General features: G+C 63.1%; 6 protein-coding genes and 2 pseudogenes. 5 read left to right on the top strand and 3 right to left on the bottom strand.

Features of this window, described 5'->3' with window-relative positions:
* Positions 1–215 precede the first annotated feature (215 nt).
* Positions 216–959 (bottom strand): annotated as a pseudogene (locus tag AC1DRP_RS31760) (IS110 family RNA-guided transposase); the annotation flags it as partial.
* 313 nt (positions 960–1,272) lie between these two features.
* Here AC1DRP_RS31760 and tnpA point away from each other — a divergent pair.
* From tnpA to tnpC, 3 genes and pseudogenes are all read left to right on the top strand, one after another.
* Positions 1,273–1,725, top strand: coding sequence for an IS66-like element accessory protein TnpA (gene tnpA, locus AC1DRP_RS31755; protein WP_441492563.1), 453 nt, complete (start codon positions 1,273–1,275; stop codon positions 1,723–1,725).
* Between the two features lie 26 nt (positions 1,726–1,751).
* Positions 1,752–2,078, top strand: coding sequence for an IS66 family insertion sequence element accessory protein TnpB (gene tnpB, locus AC1DRP_RS31750; protein WP_441492562.1), 327 nt, complete (start codon positions 1,752–1,754; stop codon positions 2,076–2,078).
* A gap of 98 nt (positions 2,079–2,176) precedes the next feature.
* Positions 2,177–3,656: pseudogene (gene tnpC, locus AC1DRP_RS31745) on the top strand (IS66 family transposase).
* Here the strand turns inward: tnpC and AC1DRP_RS31740 are convergent.
* Entirely contained in the window at positions 3,623–5,176 is a 1,554-nt protein-coding gene (locus AC1DRP_RS31740; RefSeq protein ID WP_476770579.1) for an ISL3 family transposase, read from the bottom strand. The pseudogene tnpC and the gene AC1DRP_RS31740 sit on opposite strands and share 34 nt — an antisense overlap.
* Before the next feature lie 406 nt (positions 5,177–5,582).
* Here AC1DRP_RS31740 and AC1DRP_RS31735 point away from each other — a divergent pair, with 406 nt between their 5' ends.
* Both AC1DRP_RS31735 and AC1DRP_RS31730 read left to right on the top strand, forming a co-directional pair.
* Positions 5,583–7,043 (top strand): hypothetical protein, encoded by a 1,461-nt coding sequence (locus tag AC1DRP_RS31735; RefSeq protein WP_476770578.1) that lies wholly within the window; start codon positions 5,583–5,585, stop codon positions 7,041–7,043.
* Positions 7,044–7,369: 326 nt separating this feature from the next.
* Positions 7,370–7,846: a class I SAM-dependent methyltransferase gene (locus tag AC1DRP_RS31730; protein ID WP_476770577.1), complete on the top strand. Its 477-nt coding sequence runs from the start codon at positions 7,370–7,372 to the stop codon at positions 7,844–7,846.
* A 1,138-nt stretch (positions 7,847–8,984) separates the two neighbouring features.
* On the opposite strand, the gene ilvA is transcribed toward AC1DRP_RS31730, so the two are convergent.
* Positions 8,985–10,126 (bottom strand): threonine ammonia-lyase, biosynthetic (gene ilvA, locus AC1DRP_RS31725; RefSeq protein WP_476770576.1); only part of this gene is annotated, 1,142 nt, incomplete at its 5' end.

Raw genomic sequence — 10,126 nt, 5'->3', positions numbered from 1 at the left:
CTGTCAACCTCCGATTTCGCGCGGTCATCGCCGGGGTCATGGTCCTTTCCGAGGTCGAGCGCCTCATGATGATGTTCGGGTTGGGTGCCTCAACGTGTGCAACGACGTTCCAGTAGACGTCAGCCGAAACAACGAGGTCACCACAACCGCCGTCCCGGCGGGGACATCGCGAGTGCCGAGATTGGCGCTCGTGAGCAGGTCTATGCGGGAAGCGCCTACGCCGTCTTTTCGCTCCCCCATTCGAAGCTGGTGCCGTCGACCCAGATGCAGTGGAGGAGCACGGCCATCTTGCGTGCGACGGCCACCTTGGCCTTCTTCATCCCGATCCGCTTGGAGAGACGGATGCCCCATGATTTCAGCGTCGACCATTTCTTGGTTCGATGCATCAGGACGCTGGCTGCCTCGTAGAGATAGGTTCGCAGCAAGCGATCTCCCCAATGCGAGACACGGCCGCTGACATCCGTTTCCCCGGATTGCTTTCGCCGCGGCGTCAGGCCCAGGTAGGCACCGACGTCGCTGGCCGAGGAAAAGCGTGAGGGATCGTCGATCGTGTGGCGGTAGGTCAATGCCGTCACCACGCCGACGCCGGGAACCGTCATCAGCCGGCGTGTGGTGCAGTCGTCCTGAGCGAGACGCCGGACCTGCCGATCGAGTTTCTCCTGTTCCTCGCAGGTCCGCTCATGGACACTGAGGAGCGCCCCGATCACGGATCGGAGCGGATGCCCCTCGACAACCAGCTCCAGGACCTTTCGCTGGAACTGCGTTCCAATCGATCGGCTGAACTGTAGCCCATACTCCTTCAGCATCGAACGGATCTGGTTTTCCAGATCGCGACGGATGGCGACAAGCCTCGAGCGCGCGACGAGCAGGGATCGGGTTGCCTGGCTCTCCGGACTCTTCACTTTGACTTCTCGGTACCAGCCGACCCGAACCAACTCCGCCAAGCCTTGGGCATCGTTCAAACGCTGGTCTCTTTCTGCGATACGTCCAGCCCGACATACTGTTTCATGATGACCATCCCGTGCTCAGGCCGGCGCCGCTGCCTGCCCTCTGTCACTCTGAAGGCAGGGGCTCAGCGGCAGCAATTACGTCATCGTGTGCAACTTTGGGTCTGACGCAATCTCGCTGCAGCCCGAGATCATCGGGCACCGACGAGCCGAGCCTGAAGCAGGTCCATCTTTCCGCGGCCGTACATCGTAAGCGGTGTCCCGGCGCCACCTTTCCGGCAACGGTCTGAGCGACGATGTTGGAAGCCCCTGAGGGCTTCGGCACATGACGATTTCAGAGCTTACGCTTAAATCCAGCGACGATGAGCCGGTTCGGAGGTTCGAGGTCTTCACCGGGACCGGACGCCGACGGGATTGGTCGGACGACGACAAGGCAAGGATCGTGGCGGAGAGCTACGAGCCGAGCGCGACGGTGAGCGAGGTTGCGCGCCGCTATGCCTTGTCTCCGCAGCAGTTGTTCGGCTGGCGGCGTCTTTTGCGGCGAGCACCGGAGACGTTGCCGCCGGCATCATTGCCAACGTTCGTGCCTGCGGTGGTCGATGCAGCACGCCCGGCGCCCGAGACCGTGAGGCAGCCGGCGACGCGTCGTCGTCGTGGCGTAGCCCGGTCGAGCGGCGGGATTGAGATCGAGATTGACGGCGTCGTGGTGCGTGTCGGAACCAGTGCGAGCCCGAAGACGATTGCCGCGGTGATATCCGCGCTAAAGGGCGGCTCGTGATCGGCCCGACTGGCGCGGTCCGTGTCATGATCGCAACGAAGCCGGTCGACTTCCGCAAGGGCGCGGAGGGCTTGGCCGCACTGGTGCGCGAGAGCATGGGCGCCGATCCGTTCTCGGGCGCGGTGTATGTGTTCCGGGCGAGGCGTGCTGACCGGATCAAGCTCGTCTACTTCGATGGGACGGGTGTCTGCCTGTTCTCGAAGAGACTGGAAGACGGCAAGTTCCAGTGGCCCACTATCGCCGACGGCGTCGTGCGACTTACAGCGGCGCAGCTTCAGGCGCTGCTCGAAGGCCTCGACTGGCGACGGGTGCATCAGCGGCGCGAGACGCGCGTCCCCGTCGCGGCAAGTTGATCGCTCGGCGGTGGCAAGCCACTGTAATCCATGATTGAATTGGCTCCGYGAGCAACGCGGCCAACCCACTGACCAGCGATCCGATCGCGCTTCGGGCGATGCTCGCGGAGGAGCGCGCCGAGAACGAGCGGCTACGCCAGATCATCAAGGAGTTGCAGCGCCATCGCTTCGGGCGCCGGGCCGAGAGCCTGCTGGTCGATCAGTTGCTGCTGAGGCCTCGAGGAGGCCGAGCAGATCGAGGCCGAGGGCCTCGCCGGCGAGGAAGCGGCTGATCCCGCAAAGCGGGCCGAGCGGGCCAGGAAGCGGCGCGCCAACCGCGGATCGCTGCCCGCACACCTGCCGCGTGTCGAGCGGATCATCGACGTCCAGGACAAAACATGCCCGTGCTGCCAGGGCGCGCTGCATGCGATGGGCGAGGATGTCTCCGAACGTCTCGATATCGTCCCCGCCCAGTTCCGCGTGATCGTGACGCGTCGGCCGAAATACGCCTGCCGGGCCTGCGAGGAGGTGGTGGTACAGGCGCCGGCGCCAGCCCGGCTCGTCGAAGGCGGCATCCCCACCGAGGCGACCATTGCCCATGTCCTCGTCTCGAAATACGCCGATCACCTGCCGCTCTATCGCCAGGCTCAGATCTATGCCCGGCAGGGGGTGAACCTCGACCGATCGACCCTGGCTGACTGGGTCGGCAAGGCGGCCTTCCTCCTGCGGCCCGTGCATGAGCGCCTGTTCGAGCGACTGAAGGCATCGACCAAGCTCTTCGCAGACGAGACCACGGCGCCGGTGCTCGATCCGGGCCGCGGCCGGACCAAGACCGGCCAGCTCTTCGCCTATGCCCGCGACGAACGGCCTTGGGGCGGCGCCGATCCGCCCGGCGTGGCTTATCTCTACGCGCCCGACCGCAAGGCCGAGCAGCCGATCCGGCATCTTCAGGGCTTCGTGGGCACGCTGCAGGTCGACGGCTACGCCGGCTACAAGGTGCTGGCCGAGAGGAATGCCGTGAGCCTGGCTTTTTGCTGGAGCCACGCCCGGCGCAAGTTCTACGAACTGGCCGAAGCCGGTCCGGCGCATATTGCTTCGGAAGCGCTCGCGCGCATCGCAGAACTCTACCGCATCGAAAACGACATCCGGGGACGCTCCGCCGAGGAGCGGCGCATTGCCCGCCAGGCAAGGAGCCGCCCCATCGTCGAAGCGCTGGAGCCGTGGCTGCGCGACAAGCTTCTCCTCGTCAGCCAGAAGAGCAAGCTCGCCGAGGCCATCCGCTACGCGCTCTCGCGCTGGGCCGGTCTCTCGCGCTTCCTCGACGACGGCCGCGTCGAGATCGACTCCAACGTGGTCGAGCGCGCGATCAAGCCCATCGCTTTGAACCGCAAGAACGCGCTCTTTGCCGGATCTGACGGCGGCGCCGAGCACTGGGCCGTGATCGCCTCACTCGTGGAAACGGCCAAGCTCAACGGCGTCGATCCGCAATACTATCTCGCCGACGTCCTCGCCCGCATCGTCGCCGGCCATCCCCAGAGCCAGATCGACGACCTGATGCCCTGGGCTTACGCAGAGACGCAGCTCAAGGCTGTGGCCTGAGAACAGCGCTCACCGTACATCTGGCGTTTGACGAGCTTGAGTTTTGTGATCTGGCCTTCGGTCTGACCGTTGGACCAGGGCGAAGTGATGGCGGCGCGGACGGCCGTTTCGTCCTTTCTGACGCCGCTGCAGAATGACGCCACAAGGCTGTCGGCGGCGCGCTCCATCCACAATGTCATGCCGGCGACGGCTTTGGTGCGGATCATCTGATGGAAGTCCGAGATGATCTCGCGGGCCTTCGCCAACTGCGGCAGGCCGCTCTCGATGGCTGCGATGAGAACCGTCTCCGCCTTTGAGAGCTTGTCGCGCCCGTTCGTCATGAAGCGAGCGATCGTGCGGGCGGAGGGGATGCGTGCGAGGGTACCGGCGTCGGYCCTTTCGGCACGCCGCCGACGGGTGGCCCACTCGGACACAACTCTCAGGCTGCCGCGGAACCCGCGCGACCGCATCGTGCGCCAGAGTTCTGTGGCATTGCGCTTTCCGGCGTCCCACTGCGCATCGAGCCACGGCAGCATTTCCTCCAGCGAACTTTGCCGCGTCCGGAACACCTCGGAGCGCTGACCGCGAACGATGCGGCGCACCGTATCGCGCGCCAGGCCTGTGCGCCTGACGACCTGCTTGATCGGAACACCCGCGTTAAATAGCGCCATGACGGCTGCGTTGGTCTCTTCCCGGCGCTCGTACCCTTCATATTGCAAGCGCTCGGCCGAGGTCAGGAGGGCGGGGTTAATCACCGTCGCGCCGATGACGGAACGGATTTGACGCATGGATTTGCGCACGGCCTCCAGAAACGCCCGACTGGCATTCTCCATAAGATGCCAGCGGTCAGCGACCTGTTCGGCCGACGGCAAGGCCTTGGCCGCCGCCTCGCCATATCCACCGCCACGGTCGCGAGCGATGATTGTGATGGACGAGTGATGCCGCAGCCATGCCTCTGACGTTGCCGGTTCCCTGTCGGGCAGAAGCGTCACGGTCCGTCGTCGTTCGAGGTCGCAGACAATCGTGCCGTAGCGGTGATTGCGCCGCCACGCGAAGTCGTCGATGCCGATCACGGTCAACGTGTCCGCTGGCACCTGCGCCTTGCGCCTGACCACGCGCAGCAGCGTATCGTTGCTCACCGGGACCATCAGCCGCTCAGCGAAGCTCGCTGCCGGCCGGCCGCCGAGCGCCAGGCCCAGATGATGCACGATCATCTCCAGTCGCCCCGTCCGGCGTGACAGCGGAGCCAACACGTCGTTACCAAATCGCTCAGCGAAGATGCGACGGCCGCACAGCACGGCATCGCACCAGAAGCGCCTGACCCTAATCTTCAGGTCTACGCGCCGGCCTGCGATCGGGAGATCGGAAGCTTGCCGCCAATATTGGCTCTGGATCCGTCGCGAACAGGCTCCGCAGGATGGGCAGGCACCCGAAGACGCCGTGGCACGAACGCTGACTACGGCGCGATCCCCGTCGATCTCAGACCGCATCACGGCAAAGCCTAATGGTACAAGCCTGGAAGGCCGAACTCCGTGATCCATCGCGCTGATTCCTTCTGGAAGACAACGCCAGATCACCGCCTATCTGCAGCGAGATTGAGTCAGACCCAATATTGGACGCCGATCGGGGGGCAACATTGCGCGCCGTTTGACACTTTGACGGCATCAACAGCGTCGAGCGCCCGAGCCGAATACACCAAAGCCGCGCCCGCGTTCATCGCGATGGCAACGCCCAGAGGCGMATGTGATGAGCTACTCCATATTCGAAGGTCACCTTCTTATCGAGCGTTGCCGGTCATTCAGTGCCGCCATACCGAGGCGTTCGCCATGCTGCTTTCGGTCAGTTGGCAAGCACGCGGGAAGCTCTAGAACGGTCTGGAACAAATACGCGATCCGTCGGCGAAATTGTCAGGGCCGTTGAATTTGTCAGGCGTTCTGGGGGCTGATTGTGAGCGAGTTGCTGGACGAGGAGGTGAGCTTAATTAGGGCCATGGTCGACCATGGTCTGGTGGGGAGCTTTCAGGAGGCCCATTCGTACTTCTCCTACCCGGATCGCGACTTCAATCCAAGGGTGATCAGTGAGATAATGAATAAAGGGCGCCATCCGGACGCGGATCCAGCCAGCCCGGTCGAAGCGCGCTTGTTTATGTCAGCGATGCAGAAGGTCGCGCGGCCTGACCCGGCGAACTTTCTAGTGGGCGACGCTCACCTTAGGTTGACTTGGTGGCCGATGGGCCAGGGGCTGTTTGCTACCGGGTCGCTTCACCGCAAGTCCGGCGGCCCCGTGCATTGGTCCTATGACTGCGGCTCTGCAAGCGGGAGCGCGCAAATTGATCGAGCCATCCAAAATTTCGGCAGTGAGCTGAAGGCGGGAGGCGGCACCGCACAGCTTGCGTTTGCAGTGCTCTCACACTTCGATGCTGACCACATCAATGGTTTCATACGCCTGATTAAGAGCGTGCCAATCCAGACGCTACTCCTTCCCTATATTCCACCTTGGCAGCGCCTCGTCATTGCAATCGAGCAAGGGCTGTCCGCTGCGGACCCGCTCTTCGGGTTCTTCATCAACCCAGTCGCCTTCCTCTCCCAGATCGAGGGCGGTCAGTTCGGCGAAGTGATTTTTGTCGGGGGGCGGCGGCCCGGCGGCGAGGACGAAGGGTTCGCCGATCCGGTCGTACCGGAAGACCGCGGTGGCCCCCTAAAGGCGGAGACGGAGCAGGCGCCGCGCGAAACCAAAGGCGACCCAGCTGCTCGGCAGGGCAAGCGGGTTGGAGTGCGGTTCCTGCGCTGGGGGGGGCGACTGTTGGTCCCAGGGCTTTGGGAGTTCGTGCCGTACAACGACATCGGCATGGCGCACAAAGTAACCGCGGACTTCAAGGCTGCGGTCGAGCCGCTCGTTAAATCGCTGCTGACGAGCGAGCTGCAGAGCGACCTCGACGCCGTCAGGAAGGTTTACGACCGGCACTTCGGAAAGACAGCGCGAAAACGGAACTTGATTTCATTGTTCTTGTACTCCGGCCCCCTCGGGCAATCGCTGCTGTGGCGCCGATCGATCTCCTGCTCAGCCGACTTCCGCGGGATCATCTCGCGATTTGCCCAGATGCATACCGGGGACGCCACGCTCGATCGTCGCAGGTTTCGCGAGTTCGCCTCCTTTTATCGCCCGCATGGCCGTCTGGAGCGCTCGGGCGTGTTTCAGGTGATGCACCACGGCGCTGCTGGTAATTGGCATGAGGGCATTGGCGCGGATTTAAGCCCGGCAGTGAGCATCTTCTCATCGGACCCGGCGCATAGGAAATACAAGCACCCCCATGCCGAAGTCCTTCGGGATTTTTGGCCTTATGGTCCCGTTCAAGTAGACAAAGATTTCGGCTTTCGCCTCGATGCCTCTCTACTCTTCTTCCGATGACAGGCATTTTGGTCACGAGCGATGCGCCGGAGCGGACGGTGCTCGAACTTAGGCCCTGGGTATGCGGCATGCCCCCGCGGGTATTCCCGGCCTTCATGRCACCTTTTCAGACCGCGCGAACGAAACGCGTTGCAGCTGGATTAGCTTCGGCAATCGACCTTTCAACGGGGCATAGCGAATGTCTGGTTTCAGGCGAGCTCCCAATGTCTGGTCGTGGCGCTAGTCGCCCTCGGTTGGCGTCGCACTCTGCTCCTGGCAAGCTGAGGATGAATACGATGCTCGTCGGGGAAGACCAGTGATACTTTACCTCCACTTGGTGAGCTGACGTGACCGCCGAGGACGAGACGATCGCCGCTTATGATCGCTACGCAACGAATTTCGCGGCGCAGTACGAAGCGCTCTCGGCCGAGGCTGCGTTTGCGGGGGTAAGCGATCTGCTGCCCCGAGGTCCCGGCCGTCTCGCTCTCGACGTCGGAGCAGGTTCTGGCCGAGATGCCGCGTGGCTAGCCGGGCGTGGCCTCGAGGTCATCGCGGCCGAGCCATCTGGCGGTATGCGCCGCGAGGGCAAGACACGCCATCCCGGCCTCCGCTGGGTAGATGATCGCCTGCCCGGTCTCGCAGCCGTCCATCGCCTCGGACTAAGCTACGACCTTGTGTTGCTCAGTGCCGTGTGGATGCACGTGCCACCACGCGAGCGCTCGCGTGCTTTCAGTTCACGCTGCTCAAGCCTGGCGGCCTGCTGGTGCTTACCCTGCGCTTCGGTCCTAGTGAACCCGGGCGTATCATGTACCCGGTCTCCCTAGGCGAGATCGAGGTACTCGCCCGAGACCACGGCTTAGCTATCGTACGTGCCCTCGACACGGCTGACCCTAGGGCCCGGATCGGCGTGAGCTGGACGACGATCTGCCTGCGCCAGCCCGACGACGGCACCCTCGGTCTGCCGCTGATCCGCGGCTTGATCCTGAACGACGATAAATCCTCGACCTACAAGCTCGGTCTGTTGCGCGTAGTCGCCAGGATCGCCGACGCTGCACCAGCCCTGGCGGTGCCTGTGCGGAGCGAGTTCGACCGCGTTGCAGTGCCGCTCGGGCTCGTTGCGCTGAATTGGCTCCGCGCTTACCTGCCGCTCGTCGCTGCCGCCTTGCCGCAGGCGCCGAACAACCGCGGTCCGGATGGACTCAGCTTTGCGAAAAGGGCTTCCGGCAGTTGCTGGCACAAGGAGTTACGGCGCACGACCTGCGGATCGGGGCGAGTTTCGATGGCGAACGCGCTGAAGCTCTGGTTGCGGCAATTAGTGAGGCACGGCGGACGATCGTTGCCATGCCAGTGCGCTATACGACGTTGCCGAACTCGGACGCGGCGGTGTTCGAGGCAGTCGGGAAGCCCGTGCGCTTGGCGCGCGCGCTGACTCTGACGCCGGAGGTGCTGGGGGAGCACCGGGCAAATTGCCCAGCCAGCTAGGGCTATTGAGAATAGCTGCCATTCGTCCTGTTTGATCGTAGGCAAGCCGACGGAACCATGGGATCAGCCATACGGCTTTGTCTTTCTGTATATCCATGACGAATTCGCGGAGGCGGCTTGACCAAGTCAATGCGACGGAATGCGTTTCAGCGAAATTCATCGAGTTTCTGCCGATCGAAGTGCGGCGCGTCGGACTGACTTCCGAAAGTAGAGGCACTTGGTCCTCGACGATTACAAACGCGTCCGGCCGGATGAACTCTATGACTTCGAGAGACTGACTCCAGAGGGCTCGTTTAGCGTGCTCTTCCTCTCAACTACCACCCTCAAATTCCAGTCGGCGAGGCAGGAGAAGCGTCCGATCCAGAGGCTTACAAGACGCTTTCTCTGCGCCTTCCTTCGTCGGCGGGGGCGGCTCCGAAGTTGTGCGGAAGCGGGGTGACGAAGGGCAGCGACTTGATCGTCTTTAGGTTCTCCCAACGGCTACTGCGATAGAAACGAGCGATAGGCGGGGTTCTCCGTCTCGTCCCAAAAGGGAAAACCGAGCGCGTCAAGGTTGCGAGCGAGCCTTGAGCGGTCGTCTCGCGGGACCTGGATGCCCGCCAGCACGCGCCCGTAGTCGGCGCCGTGGTTTCGGTAGTGGAACAGCGAGATGTTCCAGTCGCCCGATAGGCTGTTGAGGAATTTCAACAGCGCGCCTGGCCGCTCGGGAAACTGAAAACGGAAGATCATCTCGTTGGCGATGTCAGGCGCCTTGCCGCCGACCATGTAGCGGATGTGCAGCTTGGCGAGCTCGTTCTCGCTCATATCGAGCACGAGGTAGCCGTGCTCCGCCAGCATCGAGATGATCCTTCGCTTCTCTGGCTCGCCCTCGTTGAGCCGAACGCCTACGAAGATCCGCGCGGCCTGCGGATCCGCATAACGGTAGTTGAATTCGGTGATGGCGCGCTTGCCAAGGAGTTGAATGAAGGCCCTGTAGCTGCCGGGCCGCTCGGGGATCGTCACTGCGAGGAGCGCCTCACGCTGCTCGCCAATCTCCGCTCGTTCGGCTATGTGGCGCAACCGGTCGAAATTCATGTTGGCGCCGCTGTTGATAGCGATCAGGGCCTTTCCGTACGCGGCACCGCGCGCCGCGTAGCTCTTTAGTCCGGCCAGACTGACAGCGCCGGAAGGCTCTGCAACAGCGCGGGTATCCTCGAAGATGTCCTTGACGGCCGCGCAGATCTCGTCAGTCGACACCGTAATGACTTCATCAAGCAGGTCGCGGCATAGGCGGAAGGTTTCCTCGCCTGCCTGACGGACTGCGACACCGTCGGCGAAAAGGCCAACCTGGTCGAGCACGATACGCTCACCGGCGCGGATGGCTTTCGCCATGGACGCCGCGTCTTCCGGCTCGACACCGATCACCTTTGTTTCAGGACGAAGGAACTTGCTATAGACGGCCACGCCGGCGGCAAGCCCACCGCCGCCGATCGGCACAAAGATCGCCTCGATCCGGTGCGGATGCTGGCGCAGGATTTCCATCCCAACCGTGCCCTGTCCGGCGATCACGTCGGGGTCGTCGTAAGGATGAATGAAGGTCAGATTCTTCTCGGCGGATGAATGAAGGTCAGATTCTTCTCGGC

This window comes from Allobosea sp. 01N443 (assembly GCF_056399325.1).
Note: the sequence above shows the minus strand (reverse complement) of the source record. Positions and strands in the feature narration are given on the sequence as shown.

What these genes read in the sequence shown, in the direction of transcription:
- tnpA (WP_441492563.1), top strand. Translation starts at nt 1,273, where the DNA reads ATGACGATTTCAGAGCTTACGCTTAAATCCAGCGACGATGAGCCGGTT.
- tnpB (WP_441492562.1), top strand. Translation starts at nt 1,752, where the DNA reads ATGATCGCAACGAAGCCGGTCGACTTCCGCAAGGGCGCGGAGGGCTTG.